Annotated in this window: 20 protein-coding genes and 1 tRNA gene; 10 read left to right on the plus strand and 11 right to left on the minus strand. The window is 69.8% G+C overall.

Going from position 1 to position 21,142, the window contains the following annotated elements:
* Positions 1–162: 162 nt before the first annotated feature.
* Entirely contained in the window at positions 163–1,299 is a 1,137-nt protein-coding gene (locus tag ACFYXF_RS21920; RefSeq protein ID WP_389351463.1) for an ABC transporter ATP-binding protein, read from the minus strand.
* Positions 1,300–1,525: 226 nt separating this feature from the next.
* Between ACFYXF_RS21920 and ACFYXF_RS21925 the strand changes: the two genes are divergently transcribed.
* Positions 1,526–1,602 (plus strand) — tRNA-Thr (locus ACFYXF_RS21925).
* Between the two features lie 3 nt (positions 1,603–1,605).
* Here ACFYXF_RS21925 and ACFYXF_RS21930 read toward each other — a convergent pair.
* Entirely contained in the window at positions 1,606–2,499 is an 894-nt protein-coding gene (locus ACFYXF_RS21930) for an aminoglycoside phosphotransferase family protein (RefSeq protein ID WP_389351465.1), read from the minus strand.
* 33 nt (positions 2,500–2,532) lie between these two features.
* Here ACFYXF_RS21930 and ACFYXF_RS21935 point away from each other — a divergent pair, with 33 nt between their 5' ends.
* Positions 2,533–3,186 carry a rhomboid-like protein gene (locus tag ACFYXF_RS21935; protein WP_389351466.1) on the plus strand — a complete coding sequence of 218 codons (654 nt, stop codon included), beginning with the start codon at positions 2,533–2,535 and terminating at the stop codon, positions 3,184–3,186.
* A gap of 11 nt (positions 3,187–3,197) precedes the next feature.
* Entirely contained in the window at positions 3,198–4,595 is a 1,398-nt protein-coding gene (locus ACFYXF_RS21940; RefSeq protein ID WP_389351468.1) for an NAD(P)/FAD-dependent oxidoreductase, read from the plus strand.
* Positions 4,596–4,738: 143 nt separating this feature from the next.
* On the opposite strand, the gene ACFYXF_RS21945 is transcribed toward ACFYXF_RS21940, so the two are convergent.
* Together ACFYXF_RS21945 and ACFYXF_RS21950 are read right to left on the minus strand one after the other, a co-directional pair.
* Positions 4,739–5,719, minus strand: coding sequence for a zinc-binding dehydrogenase (locus tag ACFYXF_RS21945; protein ID WP_389351470.1), 981 nt, complete (start codon positions 5,717–5,719; stop codon positions 4,739–4,741).
* Positions 5,720–5,783: 64 nt separating this feature from the next.
* Positions 5,784–7,052, minus strand: a complete 1,269-nt coding sequence (locus ACFYXF_RS21950) for an NAD(P)-binding protein (protein WP_389351472.1) — start codon at positions 7,050–7,052, stop codon at positions 5,784–5,786.
* Between the two features lie 142 nt (positions 7,053–7,194).
* Between ACFYXF_RS21950 and ACFYXF_RS21955 the strand changes: the two genes are divergently transcribed.
* A complete protein-coding gene (locus ACFYXF_RS21955; RefSeq protein WP_389351475.1) occupies positions 7,195–7,893 on the plus strand; it encodes a pentapeptide repeat-containing protein in 699 nt (232 codons plus the stop codon).
* A gap of 233 nt (positions 7,894–8,126) precedes the next feature.
* Here the strand turns inward: ACFYXF_RS21955 and ACFYXF_RS21960 are convergent, their stop codons facing one another.
* Together ACFYXF_RS21960 and ACFYXF_RS21965 are read right to left on the minus strand one after the other, a co-directional pair.
* Positions 8,127–8,627, minus strand: coding sequence for a hypothetical protein (locus ACFYXF_RS21960; protein WP_389351476.1), 501 nt, complete (start codon positions 8,625–8,627; stop codon positions 8,127–8,129).
* A 142-nt stretch (positions 8,628–8,769) separates the two neighbouring features.
* Positions 8,770–9,345: a TerD family protein gene (locus tag ACFYXF_RS21965; RefSeq protein ID WP_030043541.1), complete on the minus strand. Its 576-nt coding sequence runs from the start codon at positions 9,343–9,345 to the stop codon at positions 8,770–8,772.
* 178 nt (positions 9,346–9,523) lie between these two features.
* On the opposite strand from ACFYXF_RS21965, the gene arfB reads away from it, so the two are divergent.
* Entirely contained in the window at positions 9,524–9,961 is a 438-nt protein-coding gene (gene arfB / locus ACFYXF_RS21970) for an alternative ribosome rescue aminoacyl-tRNA hydrolase ArfB (protein WP_389351479.1), read from the plus strand.
* 167 nt (positions 9,962–10,128) lie between these two features.
* Here the strand turns inward: arfB and ACFYXF_RS21975 are convergent, their stop codons facing one another.
* Positions 10,129–10,602, minus strand: a complete 474-nt coding sequence (locus ACFYXF_RS21975; RefSeq protein ID WP_389351977.1) for a GNAT family N-acetyltransferase — start codon at positions 10,600–10,602, stop codon at positions 10,129–10,131.
* Between the two features lie 90 nt (positions 10,603–10,692).
* Positions 10,693–11,325 (minus strand): flavin reductase family protein, encoded by a 633-nt coding sequence (locus ACFYXF_RS21980; RefSeq protein ID WP_389351481.1) that lies wholly within the window; start codon positions 11,323–11,325, stop codon positions 10,693–10,695.
* A 317-nt stretch (positions 11,326–11,642) separates the two neighbouring features.
* Here ACFYXF_RS21980 and cdgB point away from each other — a divergent pair, with 317 nt between their 5' ends.
* Positions 11,643–13,388, plus strand: coding sequence for a diguanylate cyclase CdgB (gene cdgB / locus ACFYXF_RS21985; protein ID WP_389351483.1), 1,746 nt, complete (start codon positions 11,643–11,645; stop codon positions 13,386–13,388).
* A gap of 167 nt (positions 13,389–13,555) precedes the next feature.
* On the plus strand, positions 13,556–14,554 hold the full coding sequence (locus ACFYXF_RS21990) for a CBM35 domain-containing protein (RefSeq protein WP_389351485.1): 999 nt from the start codon (positions 13,556–13,558) through the stop codon (positions 14,552–14,554).
* A 108-nt stretch (positions 14,555–14,662) separates the two neighbouring features.
* Here ACFYXF_RS21990 and ACFYXF_RS21995 read toward each other — a convergent pair whose 3' ends face one another.
* The 3 genes from ACFYXF_RS21995 to ACFYXF_RS22005 form a co-directional block, all read right to left on the minus strand.
* Complete coding sequence (locus ACFYXF_RS21995) at positions 14,663–15,613, minus strand: 1-phosphofructokinase family hexose kinase (RefSeq protein ID WP_389351486.1); 951 nt, start codon at positions 15,611–15,613, stop codon at positions 14,663–14,665.
* 32 nt (positions 15,614–15,645) lie between these two features.
* Complete coding sequence (nagA, locus tag ACFYXF_RS22000; protein ID WP_389351488.1) at positions 15,646–16,776, minus strand: N-acetylglucosamine-6-phosphate deacetylase; 1,131 nt, start codon at positions 16,774–16,776, stop codon at positions 15,646–15,648.
* 131 nt (positions 16,777–16,907) lie between these two features.
* Positions 16,908–17,855 (minus strand): ROK family protein, encoded by a 948-nt coding sequence (locus tag ACFYXF_RS22005; RefSeq protein WP_389351490.1) that lies wholly within the window; start codon positions 17,853–17,855, stop codon positions 16,908–16,910.
* A gap of 156 nt (positions 17,856–18,011) precedes the next feature.
* Here ACFYXF_RS22005 and ACFYXF_RS22010 point away from each other — a divergent pair, with 156 nt between their 5' ends.
* The 3 genes from ACFYXF_RS22010 to ACFYXF_RS22020 all read left to right on the plus strand — a co-directional run bounded on the left by ACFYXF_RS22010 (position 18,012) and on the right by ACFYXF_RS22020 (position 20,972).
* A complete protein-coding gene (locus ACFYXF_RS22010) occupies positions 18,012–19,265 on the plus strand; it encodes an ABC transporter substrate-binding protein (protein ID WP_389351491.1) in 1,254 nt (417 codons plus the stop codon).
* Between the two features lie 141 nt (positions 19,266–19,406).
* Complete coding sequence (locus ACFYXF_RS22015) at positions 19,407–20,690, plus strand: extracellular solute-binding protein (protein WP_389351493.1); 1,284 nt, start codon at positions 19,407–19,409, stop codon at positions 20,688–20,690.
* A 36-nt stretch (positions 20,691–20,726) separates the two neighbouring features.
* Entirely contained in the window at positions 20,727–20,972 is a 246-nt protein-coding gene (locus ACFYXF_RS22020) for a DUF3263 domain-containing protein (RefSeq protein ID WP_389351495.1), read from the plus strand.
* Positions 20,973–21,142: the final 170 nt, after the last annotated feature.

Below are 21,142 nucleotides of genomic sequence, written 5' to 3' on the forward strand. Positions count from 1 at the left end.
TAGTCACCAATTTGGGGGATGAATTGGTGCCGTTCTGTGGGTAGGGCGTTGACGCACATGATTCGAAATGACCGGTGTGGCGGGGTATCGGACGCACGGGTCATGGGTATGGGGAAGGGCCCCGCAGCAAGCCGCGGGGCCCTTCGCCGTTCAGGTCGTGTCTCAGTCGGTGAGGCGCTCGCCCGTGGAGGTCGAGAACACGTGGATCTCGCCCGGACGCGGGACGACGTGCAGCGTGGCGCCCTTGTCCGGGACGGCACGGCCGCTGACGCGGACGACCAGGTCCTTGAGGTCGTCGCCGACCTTGGCGCTGCCGTAGACGTAACCGTCGGCGCCCAGCTCCTCGACGACGTTCACGGAGACGGCGAGACCGGCCGGAGCGTCCTCGGTGGCCTTGGACAGGGCGTCGGCGGCGGCACCGTTGTGCTCGACGACGTCGAAGTGCTCGGGACGGACGCCGACCGTGACGGTGGTGTCACCCTTGTCGGCGGCGGCCGTGAGGGCCTCGCGGTTGACCGGGACGACCGAGTTGCCGAACTTCACACCGCCGTCGGTGATCGGGACCTCGATCAGGTTCATGGCGGGGGAGCCGATGAAGCCGGCGACGAAGAGGTTCTTCGGGCGGTCGTACATGTTGCGCGGCGAGTCGACCTGCTGGAGCAGACCGTCCTTCAGCACGGCGACCCGGTCGCCCATGGTCATGGCCTCGACCTGGTCGTGGGTGACGTACACGGTGGTGATGCCCAGACGGCGCTGCAGCGAGGCGATCTGCGTACGGGTCGAGACACGGAGCTTGGCGTCGAGGTTCGACAGCGGCTCGTCCATGAGGAAGACCTGGGGCTCACGCACGATGGCACGACCCATGGCGACACGCTGACGCTGACCACCGGAGAGCGCCTTCGGCTTGCGCGACAGGTAGTCGGTGAGGTCGAGGATCTTCGCCGCGTCCTCGACCTTCTGGCGGATCTCGGCCTTGTTGACGCCGGCGATCTTGAGCGCGAAGCCCATGTTGTCGGCGACGGTCATGTGCGGGTACAGCGCGTAGTTCTGGAACACCATCGCGATGTCCCGGTCCTTGGGCGGCAGGTGCGTGACGTCGCGGTCACCGATGCGGATGGCGCCGGCGTTCACGTCCTCGAGCCCCGCGAGCATGCGGAGCGAGGTGGACTTGCCGCAACCGGACGGACCGACGAGCACGAGGAACTCGCCGTCCCCGACCTCGATCTCCAGACCATCTACGGCGGGCTTCTCGGTGCCCGGGTAAATGCGGGTCGCCTTGTCGAACGAAACAGTGGCCATGGTGATGGGCCCCCTTCTACCGGCAGGAACGTGCCGGACGATCCGTTGTAGGAAGGTGGTGTAGTCCACATACGCGGACTGAATCTGGACGGTACCTGGGGATTCGGGTTCTGTCAGTAGGTGGGGGAGTGTGAACTTCGCGGAAATTTTCGACAGGGGGGCGGCCGGGACCTGGGTACACTGCACGGGCACGCATGCCTGCACGGCCTGTGCACGCGCGCGTCAGGCCTCCTTAGCTCAGCTGGCCAGAGCAACGCACTTGTAATGCGTAGGTCGTCGGTTCGAATCCGACAGGGGGCTCCAGCACTACGAATTCCGCAGCCGCCGAACCATCTCCAGCCCCGTCTCCTCCACCGGATCCCCGTCCTCGATGTTCCACAGGGCGTTCTGCAGCACCCGGGCCAAGGTCCACGCGCGGGCTCGCTCCCTGTCCAGGGACAGTACGTCCGTCATTGCGTCGAAGCGCCACGCGATGTCGTCCGCGTCGAAGCGGGTGTTGAGGGCCGGCCAGAGGTCGAAGCCTGGGTCTCCTGACAGGGGTTTGGGGTCGATGGCCAGCCAGGGGGCGCGGGTGGCGGCCAGGACGTTCTCGTCGTGGAGGTCCCAGTGGAGGAGGCGGTCTCCGGGGTCGGGAGCCACTTCGCGCAGGGTTGCCGCGCAGTCCGTGAGGAGGGTGCGGGCTTCGGGGTCCGGGAGTGTGCGCAGTGCGGTGGGCGCCTGGTCCAGCATGCCCTCCGCGATGTCGCCGAGGGTGCGGATGCCCGGTGGGGCGGGGATCGATGTGAGGTGGGACAGCAGGGTCGCGATGACCAGGGTCGCCTCGTGGGCGTCCGGGAGCGTGGACAGCATTCGGGTGTGGTCCAGGCGTTCCAGGAGCATCGTGCCCGTGGTGGGGTCGTGGTCCAGGAGGTGTACCGCGTGGTTGCCGTTCCAGTGGTGGAGGGCCCGTGCCTCGCCTTCGCTCTCCTTGTCCAGGAGTTGGAGTTTGAGGGCCGCCGGGGTGTTGTCCGTGGTGACGACCGGGAGGACCAGGGCCGTTACGCCGTGCATTGAGGGGCCGTCCACGCGTAGGTTCCAGCGGTCCAGGAAGTCGGCCGTGCGGGTGGGGAGTTCGGTGATGAAGGCGCGGCCCGCCTCCCCGTTGTACTTGAGCTGTGTGGCGGCCAGTGCGGCGGGGACTTCCACGGGGGTGCGGGTCACTGGGCGACTGTATGTGCGTGCGTAAATTGGGGCATGCGATTTCCGGTCCGCCCGCGCGGGGTGTGGGCTTACGTCCGTAGTGCTCCGGGCACGTACGTGTGGCTGCTCGTGCTGTTCTTCACGACTGTGGCCGTGCATCACATGTCGGCGGAGTTCCAGGAGGAGTTCCTGCGGCAGCGGTCGACCAACATCAATGAGCTGTCGGACCATCCGGTGCGGGTGCTGATCTCCAGTGCGATGTGGATCGACGGGTGGTGGACCCCGTACGTCGTGCTGTATTCGGTGTTTCACGCGACGGTCGAGCGGTGGCTCGGGACCGTGCGGTGGCTGGTGGTGTGCGTGGCCTCGCATGTGCTGGCGACGCTGATCAGTCAGGGTGCGGTGTGGCGGGCGATCCGGGACGGTTCGGCTCCGGCCTCGGCGGCCGACACGATGGATTTCGGGGTGAGTTACGCGCTGGCGGGGGTGGTCGCCGTGCTGGCGTATCGGATTGCCCGGCCTTGGCGGTATGTGTATGTGGTGGGGGTTCTGGGTGTGTACGGGGTGCCGCTTGTCTTCTCTCGTACCTTCACCGATCTCGGGCACTTCACTGCGGCTCTTGTGGGGTTCTGCTGTTGGCCGTTGACGCGTGGGAGGGGTGGGGAGGTGTGGAATCCGAAGGAGACAATGGGGGCGTTCAGGCGTTAGCGTCCGGCGCTATGAGCAGCGGGATCGTCAATGGGCGGGTTTCCTTCTGGTACGCGGAGGACGGGCTGCCTGTCCCTCGTGCGCCTCTGGATGGGGATGTGACGGCTGACGTCGTCATCGTCGGGGGTGGTTACACCGGGTTGTGGACGGCCTACTACCTGAAGAAGGCCGCGCCTTTTCTTCGGATCGTCGTTCTGGAGAAGGAGTTCTGCGGGTACGGGGCTTCCGGGCGCAACGGGGGCTGGCTGTACAACGGGGTCGCGGGGAGGGACCGGTACGCGCGCGTGCACGGTCATGAGGCCGCCGTACGGCTGCAGCGGGCCATGAACGACACCGTTGGTGAAGTGGTGCGGGTCGTGGGGGAGGAGGGGTTCGACGCCGGCATTCATCAGGGGGGTGTGCTCGAAGTCGCCCGTACCCCCGCTCAGTTGGCTCGGCTGCTGGACTTCCACGACGTGGAGGTGTCGTACGGGGAGGACGACCGTGAGTTGTACGGCGCCGACGCGACGGCCGAGCGGGTGCGGGTGGCCGGTGCTCTCGGGTCTTCGTGGACGCCGCACGGGGCGCGGGTGCATCCGGTGAAGCTGGTCAAAGGGCTCGCGGCGGTTGTTGAGGGGTTGGGTGTTGTCGTCTGCGAACGGACGCCCGTTACGGAGATCCTCGCGAAGCACGCGGTCACGCCGTACGGGACGGTTCGCGCGCCCTATGTGCTGCGCTGTACGGAGGGGTTCACAGCCTCGTTGAAGGGGCAGCGGCGGACCTGGCTGCCGATGAACTCGTCGATGATCGCGACCGAGCCGTTGACGGACGCGCAGTGGGACGAGATCGGCTGGGCGGGGCGGGAGGCGCTGGGGGACATGGCGCACGCGTACATGTACGCGCAGCGGACGGAGGACGGGCGGATCGCGTTGGGCGGGCGCGGGGTGCCGTACCGGTTCGGGTCGCGGACGGACAACGACGGGCGTACGCAGGCGGCGACGGTCGAGGCGTTGCGGGAGATTCTCGTGCGGTTCTTTCCGGTGCTGCGTGATGTGCGGGTCGCGCATGCCTGGTCGGGGGTGCTGGGGGTGCCTCGGGACTGGTGTGCGTCGGTGACGCTGGACCGGTCGACCGGGCTCGGGTGGGCGGGGGGTTACGTCGGTTCGGGCGTCGCCACCGCCAATCTCGCGGCGCGGACGCTGCGGGATCTGGTGCTGCTGGACTCGGGTCAGGCGGGGCGTACCGAGCTGACCGGTCTGCCGTGGGTCGGGCACCGGGTGCGGAAGTGGGAGCCGGAGCCGTTGCGGTGGGTGGGGGTGCATGGGATGTACGCGACGTATCGGGCCGCGGATCGGAGGGAGTCTGCCGGGGGTGGGGAGCGGTCTTCGCGGCTGGCTCGGGTGGCGGATCGCGTGGCTGGGCGGCACTGAGTTTTTGCGGGGGCGGTTGTTGGGTGCTGGGTTGGTGCGGCGCCGTCGTGGCTGGTCGCGCCCACGCGGCGGAGCCGCAAATAGATACAGCCTCGCGCCCCTATCGGGCGCTTCTCGGCCGGGGCGGCTCCCCTCACCGTGAGTCACGGCTCAAGCACCACCTTGCCCGTCGTACCGCGGTTTTCGAGGGCTCGGTGGGCCGTGGCCGCCTCGGTGAGGGGGAAGCGGTGTACGGACGGGGTCAGGCGGCCGGCGGCTGCTTCGGCCAGGGCGCGGAGTTCCAGGGTGCGGAGGGGGTCGGGGCCGCCCGCCCTGCTCAGCATCGCCGGGCCGAGGACCTGTTCGGAGACGCCCTCGACGAGGTAGGGGGTGCCGTCGTGGAGGCCCTCGCCCGACCAGCCGAAGACGAGGTGCTGTCCGGTGGGGGAGAGGAGGGCGGTGGCCTCGCGGGCGATCTCGCCGCCGACCCCGTCGAAGACGACGGTGGCGGGCCGTCCGCCGAGATACGCGCGCACTTTCTCCGGCCATGCGGGGTCCGTGTAGTCGACGGCGAGGTCGGCGCCGTTCGCCTCGACGAGGGCCGTCTTCGCGGGGCCGCCCGCGAGGCCGATCACGGTGGCGCCCGCATGTCGGGCGTACTGCACGAGAAGGGTGCCGATGCCACCGGCGGCGGCCGGTACGACGGCCACGGAGTCGGGGCCGAGGTCGGTGAACTGCAGGATCCCCATGGTCGTACGCCCGGTGCCGATCATCGCGACGGCCTGGGCGAAGTCGAGGCCGGCCGGGATCTCGTGCAGGCGTTCCATGTCGGTGACGGCGAGTTCGGCGTAGCCGCCGGGCTGGAAGCCGAGGTGGGCGACGACGCGCTTGCCGCGCCACAGCTCGGGGGTGCCTTCGCCGAGGGCGTCGACCGTGCCGGCGACCTCGCGGCCGGGGATGGTCGGCAGGGGGGTCGGCTCCGGTGCCGGGCCCTGCATGCCCTCGCGGAGGGCGGTGTCCAGGAGGTGTACGCCGGCTGCGGCGACGGCGATACGGACCTGGCCCGGGCCGGGGGTCGGGTCGTCCACCTGTTCGTAGATGAGGTTTTCGGCGGGGCCGAAGGTGTGCAGGCGGATGGCGTGCATGGGGGTCCCCCAAGGGTGCGTGTGGCTCTTGGCGTGGTGTCGCAGGAGTCCCCACTCTTCAACCTCAAGCTTGCTTCAGGTCAAGAGGGTCGAAGGGGCTGCGGGGGCTGAGCGGGCCGAAGGGCCTGCGGGGGTTGGGGCGGCCGTGGAGTCGGCGGTTTCCCAGTGCCAGTGATACGGCCGTCAGCGCGCTGTTGAACGAGACCTCCGCCAGGACTCCGGGGGCGGCCACCTGGTCGCCGGCCAGGTAGACGCCGTCGCCGCGTTCGATCGCGGGGCGGTCGCGCCAGGTCGTGCCGGGCAGGTCGACCGCGCCGGTACGGCCGTTCGAGGTGGCCTCGCGGCGCCAGGTGACGCGTTCGCGCCAGCCGTCGAAGGCCAGGTCGAGCAGCTCCTCGGCACGGGCGATGCCCTCGGCGCGGGAGGCGCCCGGGGCGATCGGGAACTGGCCCTGGAGGAGCTGTTCGCCGGGCGGGGCGAGGGTGTGGTCCTGGGCGGTGAAGCGTTCCAGTCGGCCGGGGGCGTCCAGGTCGGAGACGACGTAGGGGTCGCCGCGCCGGGTCCGTACGGCGAGGTCGAGGAGGACCGTGCGGGCTCCGGTCCAGGTGAGGGTGTCGTCGTTGAGGAGGCGGCGGGCGGCGTCGAGCGAGGTGGCGACGATGACCGGGGTGTCCGTGGGGAGCGTGTCGACGCGGGTCAGGGTCTCCATCCGTACGCCCAGGTTCCAGGCGCGGGCGGCCATCCGGTCGATCACGGTGGCCCAGCCGCCGCGCGGGTGGTTGGCCTCGGGCGGGAGGGTGGCGGCGCGGCGCAGCCGTTCCTGGACGAAGGCGGCGGAGAGGGTGCCGGGGTCGTGGTGGAAGAGGGTGACGGCGGAGTAGTGCGCGGCGGCCTGGGCGCCCTTCTCGCCTGCCTGCTCGGTGGCCCAGGTCATGAAGTCGGTGTCCACGGGGGCCTGTTGGGCGCTGTGGCGGAGCAGCTTGAGCATGGCGAGGGGTGGGGTGCGGCGCAGGGTGCCCTGGTGGCGGAAGTGGAATCGGGCGGCTTCGAGGGGTGGGAGCGGGGCGAGGGGGCCGATGAGGTCGCGGCGGGTGAGCCAGGTCCAGTGCGGGCCACCGCTGTAGAGGGCGTGCGGGCCGTCGTTCGTACGGTACGGCCCCTCGGCGGTGCGGCCTCGGCCGCCGAGGGTGTGGTGGGCCTCGTACACGGTGACCTTGGCGCCTGCCTCCGCGGCGGCTATGGCGGCGGTGAGGCCGGCGAGGCCGCCGCCTATGACGGTGAGGGGGGTGTGGGGGCGGGGGTGGGTGCGTGGGTTGGTGCGGGCGGGGGCCATGTTTGGGGCTCCTTCTGGTGGGTGCCTTTCTGGGTTCCGTCGGTACGACTGGTTGAGGGGTTCGGAATGTGACATGAGGGGTGGGTCGGGGGTGTTTCCGCAGGTCAGGGGGATTGTCAGTGGTGGGGTGCAGTATGGGGGCATGGCTAGGCGTGTGGTGGGTGGAGCGGGTGGTTCCGGGTCCGGGGTGAAGGGGGCTCGGCGGCCCGAGGTGCGGTTGCCTGTGCTGGAGCCGTTCGGGGGTGGGGAGTTGGCGGCAGACGGGGATTACGACGGGCTGGAGTTCCGGGACGTCGACTTCGCGGGGCAGAACGGTGGGGGTGCCCGGTTCATGGACTGCGCGCTGACGGGGTGTGCGCTGGACGAGACCCGGCTGCACCATGCGCGGCTGCTCGACTCCGTCCTCACGGGCATACGGGGTGTCGGCACGAACCTTGCCGAGTCGACTCTGCGTGATGTGGAGCTGGTCGATGCGCGGCTGGGTGGGGTGCAGTTGCATGGGGCTGTGCTGGAGCGGGTGGTCGTGCGGGGCGGGAAGATCGACTATCTGAACCTGCGCAAGGCGAAGTTGAAGGACGTCGTCTTCGAGGGGTGTGTGCTGGTGGAGCCGGACTTCGGGGGTGCGGTGCTGGAGCGGGTGGAGTTCGTGGGGTGTGTGGTGAAGGGGGCGGACTTCAGTGCGGCGACGCTGAGGGATGTGGATTTGCGGCGGGCTGCGGAGTTGGGGTTTGCGCGGGGGGTGGATCGGTTGGCGGGGGCGGTGATCAGTCCTGTGCAGTTGCTTGATCTGGCGGGGGTGTTCGCGGCGGAGTTGGGGGTGCGGGTGGAGGGGGTTGGGTAGTTTTTCTCGCCCCCGCCGCCCCTACCCGTTCCCATCCCTGGGGGCTGCCGCCCCCAGACCCCCGCTTGTCGGCCTGGACGGCCTCGTCCTCAAACGCCGGACGGGTGGGGGTGCCGGCCGGGGTTTGATCTTCTAGCCCGTCCGGCGTTTGAGGACAAAGGGGGGTCTGGGGGCGCAGCCCCCAGAAGGATGGGACGGGTAGGGGCGGCGGGGGCGAGAATCCTTCGGGGTGGTCAGTGCACCCTTGGAAAGCGGGACTGGAGTGTCCAGATTGCCGGGTTTTCGGCTAGTGCTTCGTGGAGGTCCGTCAGGTCGGCCAGGATGTCGTGGAGGAAATCCCTTGCCTCCTTGCGGAGTTCGGCGTGGGAGAAGGTGAGCGGGGGCTCCTCCGCCGGCATCCAGTCCGACTCGATGTCCACCCACCCGAAGCGGCGCTGGAACAGCATGCGGTCGGTGGACTCGGTGAAGTCCAGTTCCGCGTACTGGGGGCGGGAGGCGCGGGAGCCCGCGGGGTCCTGGTCCAGCTGTTCCACGATGTCGCACAGCGCCCACGCGAAGTCGAGCACCGGCACCCATCCCCAGGCTGTGGACAACTCCCGGTCCGCCTTGGTGTCCGCGAGATAGACGTCACCGCAGAACAGATCATGGCGGAGGGTGTGGACGTCCGCGCGGCGGTAGTCCGTCTGCGGGGGGTCCGGGAAGCGGTTGGAGAGGGCGTAGCCGATATCGAGCACGGAGGTGATGGTGTCACGGCGGGATTCCCGCCCGGGAGCCTGTGTCCTCCGTTGTCCTCCGGAACCGCGAAAGCCCCCGGCCCAGACGCCAATCGCGCTCGGCCGGGGGCTTTTCAGCCGCCGTTACGACTCAGACCACGGCTCAGACGTTGACGCCGAAGTCCTGGGCGATGCCCACCAGGCCCGAGGCGTAGCCCTGGCCGACCGCGCGGAACTTCCACTCCGCGCCGTTGCGGTACAGCTCGCCGAAGACCATCGCCGTCTCCGTCGCCGCGTCCTCGGAGAGGTCGTAGCGGGCGATCTCCGCGCCGCCGGCCTCGTTCAGGATGCGGATGTAGGCGTTGCGGACCTGGCCGAAGTTCTGCGAGCGGTTCTCGGCGTCGTAGATCGAGACCGGGAAGACGATCTTCTCGATGTCGGCGGGGAGGCCGGCGAGGTTGACCTTGATCGCCTCGTCGTCGCCCGCGCCCTCGCCCGTGCGGTTGTCGCCGGTGTGGACGATCGTGCTGTCCGGGGTCTGCTTGTTGTTGAAGAAGACGAAGTGGGCGTCGGAATAGACCTTGCCCTGTGTGTTGACCGCGATCGCCGAGGCGTCGAGGTCGAAGTCCGTGCCGGTGGTGGTGCGGACGTCCCAGCCGAGGCCCACGGTGACGGCGGTCAGGCCCGGAGCCTCCTTGGTGAGCGAGACGTTGCCACCCTTGGACAGGCTTACAGCCATTGTTGGGAGTCCTTCCCTCGTTTTTGACGTGCGTACGTGCGTGCGGTGACGAAGCTACCGTCACCTCCTTGAACGCCGACGGGGGTACCGAAGGTTCCGCGCGGCTTTACTTTCTTTACCTGTCTTGACGGCCCGCCTGGTGAAAACGGGGTGACGTGGACCGGACAGCCGCGCGACGATGGTGGGCATGTCCGGTCCCTACCTCATCCGTGGCTCCGTCTCGCTCCCCGAGGCCGAGCTGATGTGGCGTTTCTCGCGGTCCGGTGGGCCGGGCGGGCAGCACGTCAACACCAGTGACTCCAGGGTCGAGCTGAGCCTCGACCTCGCGAACACCGAGGCGCTGCCCGAGGTGTGGAAGCGGCGCGCGCTGGAGCGTCTCGCCGGACGGCTCGTCGACGGGGTCGTCACCGTCCGCTCCTCCGAGCACCGCTCCCAGTGGCGCAACCGTGAGTCGGCGGCCGTACGTCTGGCCGCCCTGCTCGCGGAGGCCACCGCACCGCCGCCCAAGCCGCGCACCCCCACCCGTATCCCGCGCGGAATCAATGAACGCCGTTTGCGGCAGAAAAAGGCGCGCGCGGATGTGAAGCGTGGCCGTACCGGACGGGACTGGGGTTAGCGGGACCGGAGTTGGGCGGTAACCGGTCGCCAAGATCACCGGATCGGCGGCTCCGGATGAACGGTCGTGAATTTCCGAACGGCCGGGAGAAAGAACCGTGGAACGGCCCCGGGAATCAATTTCTGGTCGTGCGATCCGAATCACACCGAAGGCTTTGTCCGCTCGGCCTACGTGAGTTTCAGCACCCCGACCGTCTGGCCCCCGCTTGTCTCGCCGGTCGGGGTGAAACCCAGGGCCAGATAGAAGGGCTCGGGGCCGGTCGGGCCGGGGTGCCAGGTGACGTAGAGGTCGGTGCCGCCGCGGCGGCGGATCTCGGCGGCGACGGACTCGACGGCGAAGCGGCCGTAGCCCTTGCCCTGTTCGGCGGCCGCGATGTTCAGGCGCCAGAGGCCGGAGCGCAGGTCGGCGCCCGTGCCGCCCCAGGCGATGTCGAAGAAGGCCATGAGGAAACCGACGGGCCGCTCGCCGTCGAGGATCAGCCGGGGCCAGGCGGTGCGCGGATGGACGTACGCCTCGGCCAGGGACTTCATGACCGGCGAGACCGCGTGTTCCTGGTCGGGGCTGACCCGTACGGCGACGGCCGCGTCGAAGTTGTCGGAGCTGATCCGCTCCAGCCTGAGCGAGGCGTTCGTCACGTTCATCGCGTTCGGCACGTTCGTCATGCGGGCAACCTAAGCGGCACGGGACCCGCTTGACCAGCGAGTTTCCCGTCGGGCGAGCTCGGTCCCGGTTCAGCCCAGCTGCCGGTAGCGGCCCCGGAAGTACGCCAGCGGGCCGCCGTCCGCGCTCGGTGTCGTCGCCGTCAGGACGCGGCCGATCACCAGGGTGTGGTCGCCCGCCTCCACCCGCTGCTCCGTACGGCACTCCAGGTTCGCCAGGGCGCCGCCCACCAGGGGAGCGCCGGACGCGCCGCCCCGGACGTACGGGATGTCCTCGAAGAGGAGACGGTCGCTGATGCGGCCCTTCATCGCGAAGCGACCCGCGATGTGGCGCTGGCTCTCGGAGAGGACGGAGACCGCCCACAGGGGCTGTTCGGCGAGCAGGTCGTCCATCCGGGAGCCCTCGCGAACGCTGACCATGACCAGGGGCGGGTCCAGGGAGACCGACAGGAAGGCGGTCGCCGTCATGCCGACGTCCTCGCCGACCGGCGCCTGGGGGTCGTCGGCGTCGAGGGACGCCTCCCGCGCGGTCACCAGGACCACGCCCGAGGCCAGGCGGGACATGGCGGCGCGGAAGTCGTCGTTGCTCACGCCCCCAGGATGCCCGCCAGGAGGGACAGGGGCGGCATGGGGGGCGGGCGAGGTGGGTACGGCAGGGGGAGTCAGCACACGGGAAACGTATTCGCCGTTCCTGTCCCACCACATCGGACCAGCGCCCGAACCCGGACCTAGGACTCCCGACCGAGAACCCGATCGACGCCCTTGCCGACTCCCAAGGGGCGGTAATGATCGGGAACGGCCCCGCCGACTTCTTCTCCCCCGTATCCTCGCTCGTAGTATCCGCACAGATACAAAGTTTGCGTTCAGTAAACGCACAGGGAGAACTCAGAAACTCCACTCAATTGCTCATCTTTCGCTGTGACTTGAGTCACAGGAGCCCCTTTTTGTTGACCCTGTGTACCGAGTGAGCAGCGCGCTGTGATTCAGTGGCGGGGATGGTGGGATAGGCGGAGGGAGGGCGAATGGAGACCGACCAGGAGCCGTACGTCCGTCTCGCGACCTTGCGGCAGCTGCATCAGGTCATGGCGGACATGAACACCGCGCGCAGTCTGGCGGACACACTCCAGACCGTCGCCGACGGGGTCGTCAACGGCCTCGGTTACGAGCTGGCGTGTGTCAATCTCGTCCGCCCCGACGGCGATCTCGTCGTCGCAGCCCTCGCCGGGAACTCCGCCGCCGAGGCCCTCATCACCGGCCGTGTCGGCTCCCGCGACTCCTGGGAGCGCCGCCTCTCCATGGGCGAGGCCTGGGGCGAGCTGGTCTTCATACCGCACACCGAGGGCTGGATCCTCGACGACGACGACGTCCCGCAGTGGTACACCGACGGCCCCGCCCCGCGCTTCGAGGACGAGTGGCACCCCTCGGACCGCCTCTTCGCGCCGATGTTCACGCCCAGCGTGCCCGGCAGCAGCAACCTGGGCGAACTGATCGGCGTCCTGTCCGTGGACCGGCCCCGCAACGGCCGCCGGCCGGGCGCGTGGGGCAAGGAAGCGCTCCAGATGTACGCCTTTCAGGCCGCGATCGCTATCAGCAACGCACGTCTACGCGCGAATATGCAGCGGGCACTGGTCAGACTCGAACGCGAGCAGCAGGCACTGAGAGCCAGCGAGGAAAGTTTCCGGCAGGCCTTCGAGTACGCCCCCTCCGGCATGGCCATAGCCGAGATGGGCGGCGACCAGCACGGGCGAATACTCCGCACCAACGACGCCCTGTGCCGCCTCCTGGGCCGCCCCGCCTCCGCGATGCGCCGCTACGCCTTCTCCGACCTCGTGCACCCCGAGGACATCGGCACCCTGCTCCGCACCTCCGCCGAGGGCGGACGCGCCGAACTCCGGCTCTGCCGCCGTGACGGCTCCTATCTGTGGGTGTCGCTGCGCAACTCCGTCGTCGCGGACGCCGCCGACGGCCCGCGCTTCCTGCTCACCCACGTCGAGGACATAGAGGAGCGCAAGCGCCGCGAGCTGCAGCTCGCCCACCGCGCCTCCCACGACTCCCTGACCGGCCTGCCCAACTCCGCCGAACTGCGCTCCCGGCTCAGCGCCCGTCTCTGCCCGCGCCCGCAGTCGGCGGAGCCCGGCCTGGTCGAGTCGGTCGACGCGGCCTACGGCAACGCCCAGCCCGACCCGTACGGCCGCAACGACCAGTACACGGCGACGGCGGCGCCCGTGGCGGCCGACGGCACGGTCCAGCCGTACGGCGTGAACGGCCACGGCCATGACTTCACCTCCTTCCGCGCCACCCCCGAGGTGTACGGCGCCTACGACCACCACGTCCACGCGGTCGCCCCCGAGGGTGAGAAGGACGACGGCACGAAGGGGCTCGCGGTGCTCTTCTGCGACCTCGACGGCTTCAAGTCGATCAACGACCGCTTCGGGCACAACGCCGGCGACGCGGTACTGATCGAGGTCGCCCGGCGGCTCGGCCGTGCCGTGCGCGACGGCGACACGGTGGCCCGGCTCGGCGGCGACGAGTTCGTCGTCCTCGCCGACGGCCTCGGCCGGGCCGACGCCCAGGACCTGGCCGTACGGCTGCGCAACGAGATCATCCAGCCCATCCGGGTCGACGGCCGCGCGATGCGGGTCGGCGCGAGCTTCGGCATCGGGTGGGCGCAGTGCGGGATGACGGCGGACGAGGTCCTGAAGTCGGCCGACGAACGGATGTACGTCGAGAAACGATCTCGTCCCAAACAGCACCGCCGGGCCGGATGATCACCAGGTCAGTGGCCTGCCGGTGACCCCGTGCGGGCAGAGTCACCCGTTTGGGGCAGTGGGAGCGGGTAGGCTCGCTATTCGCATTGCATGTTTCGCAGGACCTCGCAAGATCTCGTGGTCCACCCCGCAGTAGTCCCACCCGCACCTGTTGAGGAGACCAAGGGATGACGCCCGGCAACAGCGGCGCGAGCACGCCCGAGGACGACGATCCGTTCGGCTACCTGTACGAGGACGGTCAGGCCAACGGAGCCCAGCCGCCGTCCGGCGGTTACGGCTACCCGAACTCGGTCGGCCGGGTGCGGCCGGTCGGTGAGCGTCAGTACAGCCCGTCGGCGGGCCCGGGGCAGGGTCCCGGCCAGGGCCAGCAGCCGGCGTACGGCCAGACCGCCCCGACCGCGCAGTACGGCCAGACGGTCCCGCAGCAGCAGGGGGCTTACGGCAGCAGCCCGAACGCCCACTACCAGGCCCCCGAGGCCTTCGGCGGCGGCCCCTCGGCTCCCCAGCAGCAGCACGCGTACAGCGGTGGTGGCGGCAGAGGCGGGCGGGGCAGCGGGCCCAACACCAAGGGGCTGCTGATCGGCGCGATCGCGGTCGTCGCCGCGGTCGTCATCGGGATCGGCGTGGCCATGATGGGCGGCGACGACGACAAGGACACCGGCGCCGACGCCAGCGCGTCCCCGTCGACCGGGCAGAGTGCCGAGCCGTCCCCGTCGGCCAGCGCCTCGGAGTCCGCCGACGCGGAGCTGCCGACCATCGACGCGAAGGCGCTGCTGCTCGGCGGTGGCGCCAGTGCGGTGTCGGACGTCGACGGTGCGCAGGCCGCCGGCGGTGTCTATGTGGGCAACTTCAACAACGTGGGCGCGTCGGTCACTTGGAACGTGAGCGGGATCGCGAAGGAGGGGGAGTACCGGCTGTACGTCAACTACGGCGTGCCCGGCAAGGACGCCTCCGCGACGCTGACGGTCAATGGGACGGCGCAGTCTCGGCCGCTGAACCTGAGCAACTTCGCCAAGGCTGCCGAGGGCGACTATGCGAAGGGGTGGACGAACACGTGGGCGTCCGTCCAGTTGAACAAGGGTACGAACACGATCAAGATCTCCTGTGAGCAAGGGGATCAGTGCGATGTGAATCTGGATCAGTTGTATCTGGCTGCTGCTGAGTAGGGCTTGGGACTTGGGGTTTCTGGGCTTCGTGCTTTGGCCGCGGGGCGGTGGGGGCTTGTCGCGCAGTTCCCCGCGCCCCTGAGGGGGCGCGCCCCATTGGGCGCGTGCCTACGCGGCCGTTGCTTCAGTTGTCACCGTTACCCGGCTCAGTAGCTTCTCGTACGTCGGTCTGTCGAACTCGCCTGCCACCGGGGACATTACCGTCGCCGCTGACAGAGCCGTTGCCCTTGCCAGGCGTTCGGGCCAGGGGAGTTGGTCGATCAGGCCCGACAGCAGGCCCGCTACCGCTGAGTCGCCCGCGCCTGTCGGGTTGCCTCGGACGCGGGTCGGCGGGGTTGCTCGCCAGCGGCCCTCCGGGGTTACCGCCAGCAGGCCGTCCGGGCCCAGGGAGGCCACCACTGCCCGTGCGCCGCGTCTGCGGACGTCCCGGGTGGCCTGTGACGGCTCGTGGGAGCCGGTGAGTTCGGTGAGTTCGGCGGCGTTCGGCTTGACCAGGTCGGGGCGGGCCGCGACCCCGCGCCTGAGCGGCTCCCCGCTGGTGTCGAGCAGTACGGGTACGCCGGCTGCCCGTGCGGTGCGGATGAGGTGGGCGTAGGCGCCCACCGGCACCCCCGGCGGCAGGCTTCCGCAGAGGGCCACCACGGAGACGGACGGCAGCAGCCCCTCGTACACGTCCTGGAAGGCCGACCACTCGGCCGGGGTGATCTGCGGGCCCGGTTCGTTGAGTTGGGTCGTGTCCGGGGTCAGGCTCGTGGCTGTTTCCTCGACTTCCTCGACCACCGCTATCGTGCGGCGAGTTGAGCCCGACACCGGGAGCAGGGCGTCCAACACGCCTGGTGTGGCGGTGAGTTGGTCCTGTACGGCCCGACCGGCCGGGCCGCCCACGAAGCCGGTGACCGTCACCTCGTGGCCGAGGGCGGCCAGGACCCGGGCCACGTTCAGGCCCTTGCCGCCGGGGCGTTCGGTCACCGAGGTGACGCGGTGGGAGGCGTACGGGCGTAACTCCCGTACGCGGTACGTGATGTCCAGCGCGGTGTTCAGCGTGACCGTGAGGATCACCGGGGCGGCCTCCCTCCCTCGACACAGGCCGGTTACGGCAGTTGAGGCTTCACTACCCAACTCCCCTTGCGCATCACGCCCTTGAGCGTGAAGTCCGCGTCCAGGAGTACCAGGTCCGCGTCCTTGCCCGGTTCCAGGGAGCCCACCCGGTCGTACATCCCCAGCAGGCGGGCCGGGTTGGCGGACAGGGCGGCGACCGTGTCCGTGATCGGGAGGCGGTCGACGGTGACCGCGCGTCGGAACGCGCGGTCCAGGGTGAGGGTCGAGCCCGCGATCGAGCCGCCCTCTACCAGCCGTGCCACGCCCTCGCTGACCTCGACCTCCAGCGGGCCGAGGAGGTATCGGCCGTCGCCGAAGCCGGCCGCGTCCATCGCGTCCGTGATGAACGCCACGCGGTCCGCTCCCGCGTGGTGGAACGCCAGTTGGAGGGAGGCGGGGTGCAAGTGCGTTCCGTCGTTGATGAGTTCTACCGTTACGCGGTCGTCCTCCAGTAGCGCGGCGATCGGGCCCGGCGTGCGGTGGCCCAGGGGCGGCATCGCGTTGAACAGGTGGGTCGCCACCGTGGCGCCCGCCTCGATCGCCTCCACCGTCTGCTCGTACGTCGCGTCCGTGTGGCCGATCGCCGCGATGACGCCGTGCTCGGTGAGCAGCCGTACGGAGTCGAGGCCGCCCGGGAGTTCGGTGGCGAGGGTGACCATGCGGGCGTGGCCGCGCGCCGCGTCGATGAGCTTGCGGACCTCCGCCGGGTCCGGGTCGCGCAGCAGCGCCTCGGAGTGGGCGCCCTTGCGGCACGGGGAGATGAAGGGGCCCTCGAAGTGGACGCCGGCGATGTCGCCCTGCTCGGCCAGTTCGGAGAGTAGGCCGGCCTGGGCGGTGAGGGTGTCCATGTCGCCGGTGACCGTGCTGGCGACGAGGGTGGTGGTGCCGTGGGTTCGGTGGGTGTGGATGCCCTTGAGTACGTCTTCGGCTGTGCCGGAAGTGAAGGAGGCTCCGCCGCCGCCGTGGTTGTGTAGGTCCACGAAACCGGGGATCAGCCAGTGGCCGCTTACGTCGATCTCGTGGGCGTTCTCGGGGGCGTGCTCGGTGAACTTGGTGCCCTCGACGGCCAGTTGGGCGCCGTCGGTGATTCCTGTGGGGAGTACTGCCTTGGCGCCCCTGAACACCAGGTTGTGTGCGTGGTGCGGGCCGGTGGGGGCTGGTCGCGCAGTTCCCCGCGCCCCTGGGGTGGGTGCCGCCAGGCCTGTTGAGAGTGAGGCAGGCGCCACTGGACCTGTCGCCGCTGGGTCCGTTGCCATCAGGCGGATACCTCCGTGGGGTCGAGGTCGGGAATGGTCGGGAGGTCCCAGGCCAAGAGGCCCGCGCCGAGGCAGCCTGCTGTGTCTCCGAGGGCTGCGGGGACGATGGTTGGGAGCTTTTGGAAGGTGATCCGCTGTTGTACGGCGGTGCGTAGTGGTGTGAACAAGGTGTCGCCCGCCTCTGCCAGGCCGCCGCCGATGATCAGGGTGCGGGGGTCTAGGAGGGTGAGGGCGGTGACCAGGCCGTCGGCCAGGGCGTCGATCGCTGCCTGCCAGATCTGGTGCGCCTGTGGGTCGCCTGCGTCCACTGCTCTGGCGCAGTCCGCCGCGTCCGCGTCGGGGGAGCCGGAAGCCGTCGCCCAGGCCTCGCTCACCGCCGACGCCGACGCGTACCGCTCCAGGCAGCCGCGCTGGCCGCATGGGCAGGGGGTGCCGTCGGGGCGTACGACGATGTGGCCGATCTCGCCCGCGAAGCCGTGTGCGCCCGCCTCCACCCGGCCGTCGATGCCGATCGCGCCCGCGATGCCGGTGCCGAGGGGGACGAAGAGGAAGCGGTCGGCTCCCTGGCCCGCCCCGATCCGGCCCTCCGCCAAGCCGCCCGTGCGGACGTCGTGGCCGAGGGCGACCGGCAGGCCGAGCCGTTCGGTGAGCAGGGCGCGCAGGGGTACGTCACGCCAGCCGAGGTTCGCCGCGTAGACGGCGATGCCGTGGTCGGCGTCGACGATGCCGGGGACCGAGACACCGGCCGCCACGGCGCTCTCGCCGAGGTGGGCGATGCCATGGGCGCGCAGGTCGGCGGCGAAGCCGAGGATCGCCTCGACCACGGCGTCGGGGCCGCGCTCGCGTCCGGTCGCACGGCGCGCCTGGTGCAGCAGGGCGCCGTCCGACCCGATCAGGGCGGCTTTCATCGCGGTGCCGCCCACATCGAGGGCGATGACATGTCTCACGGGGACAGTGTGGCCCGTCGACCCGCAAGAGGTCTAGTCCACTCACGTAGTGTAGAGCTGGTGGCTCGAACAAATAAATTGAACGTACCAATGAACACATCTGTGAACGTTCGGTCGGGGTTTGGGGTTGAAGCAGTGCAGCGGCACAGGACAGGCATGATCGCGGCGGCGTCCGCACTCGGGATGACGGCGGCACTCGGGGGCTGCGGAGGCACCGGTTCGGGTGAGGTCACCCTGAAGCTGGTAGCCGCCGACTACGGCGACTCCGACGCCAACAGCTCCCAGAAGTACTGGGACGACCTGGTCGCGGCGTACGAGGACGCCAACCCGGGTGTGAAGGTCGACGTCAGCGTCTACTCCTGGAACGACGTCGACCGCAAGGTCAAGGAGCTGGTCGCCGCCGGTGACGCGCCCGACCTGGCGCAGATCGGCGCGTACGCCGACTACGCGGCCAAGGGCGAGCTGTACCAGGCCGACGAGCTGCTCTCCATCCCGACGCAGGCCGATTTCGTCGCCCAGCTGGCCGACGCCGGCAAGGTCAAGCGCACGCAGTACGGCATGCCCTTCGCCGCCTCCACCCGCCTCCTCTTCTACAACAAGAAGCTCTTCACCGAGGCCGGCCTCACCCCGCCCACCACCTGGAGCGACCTGGCCGCCGACGCGACCGCGCTGAAGGAGGCGGGCGTGAAGTACCCGTACGCCCTTCCGCTCGGGCCCGAGGAGGCGCAGGCCGAGACCCTCCAGTGGCTGCTCAGCGGCGGCGACGGCTACACCAGCACCGTCGGGACGTACGGCATCGACTCCCCGCAGAACATCAAGACGTTCACCTGGCTCAAGGACGAACTCGTCGACAAGGGCCTCACCGGTCCCGTCGCCCCCGGCAAGCTCAACCGGGCCGACGCCTTCGCCGCGTTCGCGCGCGGGGAGGTCGGCATGCTCAACGGCCATCCCTCGCTGATGAAGACGGCGGTGGCGAAGGGCGTGGACGTCGGCATGGTGCCGATGCCGGGCGAGGAGAGGTCGACGCGGGCCGCGATGGGCGTCGCCGACTGGATGATGGCGTTCAAGCAGAACGGCCACCGCAGCGAGGTCGGCAAGTTCCTCGACTTCGTCTACGCCGAGAAGAACGTGCTCGCCTTCTCCCGCAAGTACGACCTGCTGCCGGTCACCACCTCGGCCTCCGCGACGATGTCCGCCGCCGCCCAGGACAAGGACCTCGCTCCCTTCCTGGAGGAACTCCCGACCGCCCAGCTCTACCCGGTCGGCAAGACGTCCTGGGCGCAGGTCAGCGCGGACATCAAGAAGCGGATCGGTACGGCGTTCGTGGCGAACGGCAGCCCGGAGGCGGTCCTGACGACGCTTCAGACGGAGGCCAACTCCCTGCAGAACGAGGCCGACAGCGCCGAATAGGGCGCAGGACCCCGAGTGCGGCGGCCGGGAAATGTTGCACGGCCGAAACGCCCGGGGCATTGGACCGGACCCCATGGTGCGGGAGGCTCTACGCGCGTCCACAGAGCGTGACGCGTGTGCCTCCCCGGGGAGGGGTCTGCCGTGCGAGAAGTGTGGGGCGGGAGCCGTCGGCCGGTCTTCGCCGCCGTGACGGTTCTGAGTCTGGCCTCCGTCCTGGTGCTGGGCGGCTGCGGCGGGAGCGGTGAGGGGTCCGGCGGGGTCACCCTCACCGTGGTCGCCACGAACTACGGCGACGACGTCGTCAAGAACTCGGAGTCGTACTGGAACCGGGTCGACACCGCGTTCGAGGCCGCCAACCCCGGCATCCGGCTCGACGTCAAGGTGTACGAGCCCGGCGAGGCCGAGGCCCAGGTCGCCAAGATGGTCGCGGCCGGCGACCCGCCCGACATCGCGCAGATCGGCAACTACGCGGACTACGCCGCCGACGGCCTCCTCTACCCGGCCGACGACCTGCTCTCCATCCGCGTCCAGGGCAACTTCCTGCCCAACCTCGTCGACGCGGGCACCACGGACCGCACCCAGTACGGCCTGCCGTTCCTCGCCTCGACCCGCCTCCTCTACGTCAACAAGACCCTCTTCGCCGAGGCCGACCTCGAACCCCCCACCACCTGGGCGGAGTTGAGGAACGCGGCGGAGGTCCTGAAGGACCGGGGCGTGAAATACCCGTACGCGCTCCCGCTCGGCCCCGAGGAGGCGCAGGCGGAAACCCTCCAGTGGCTGCTCGGCGGAGGCGGCGGATACACGGGTGACACCGGCGAGTACGACATCGCCTCCGCCCGCAACGTCTCGACCCTCACCTGGCTCCGCGACCGCCTCGTGGGCGAGGGACTGACCGGCCCGATCCCACCCGACCGCCTCAACCGCAAGGCCGCGCTCCAGGCCTTCGTGGACGGCGAGGCGGGCATGGTCAGCGCGCCGGGCGCGCTCGTACGGGAGATCGCGCGGTCCGTCGAACCCGTGGCGTACGAGGCCGTCCCGATGCCGGGCCGCACGGCGGGGCAGAAGACGGCGACGGTCGGTACGTCGGACTGGATCGCCGCGTTCAAGCAGGGCGGCCATGCCACGGAGATCGGTACGTATCTGAACTTCCTGTACGAGGACAAGAACATGGTGGATCTCGCGGGCACGTACCAGTTGCTGCCGGTGACGTCGTCGGCGTCCACGTCGATGCGGGCGAACAAGACGTACAAGGACCTGTGGGACGGCCTGGACGCGCTCGGCACCGCCCAGCTGTACCCGGTCGGCAAGCCGTCGTGGGCGGCCACGAGCCGGAACATCCAGGAGACGGTCGGTGGGGCGGTGCTGGGGGACGGTGATCCGGGGGAGGTGCTGGGGGCGATACAGCGGGCGGCGACGGCGGAGTGACTCCGGGTGTCGGTGGTGGGGGCTACGGTTCGTTTCATGGACGAAGGGGAGCGGCTGGGCCGGCTGGGGCAACGGGAACAGGACATTCTCGCGCTGGAGCGGCGGGGGTTCGCGGGGCCGGGGGCGAAGGAGCGGGCGATACGGGAGGAGCTGGGGTTGGTGCCGGTGCGCTACTACCAGCTGCTGAACGCGCTGCTCGACGACGAGCGGGCGCTGGCGTGTGATCCGGTGACGGTGAATCGGTTGCGGAGGGTGCGGGAGGGGAGGAGGGGAGAGCGGTAGGGGGTGCCGGGTTGTTTTCGCCCCCGCCGCCCCTACCCGTCCCATCCCTGGGGGCTGCGCCCCCAGACCCCCCCTTTGTCCTCAAACGCCGGACGGGCTGAAATACCAACCCCGGCCGGGGCTTGATCTTTCAGCCCGTCCGGCGTTTGAGGACGAGGCCGTTCAGGCCG

The sequence above is a fragment of the Streptomyces sp. NPDC002680 genome (assembly GCF_042889145.1).
Taxonomy (GTDB): Bacteria; Actinomycetota; Actinomycetes; order Streptomycetales; family Streptomycetaceae; genus Streptomyces; species Streptomyces adonidis.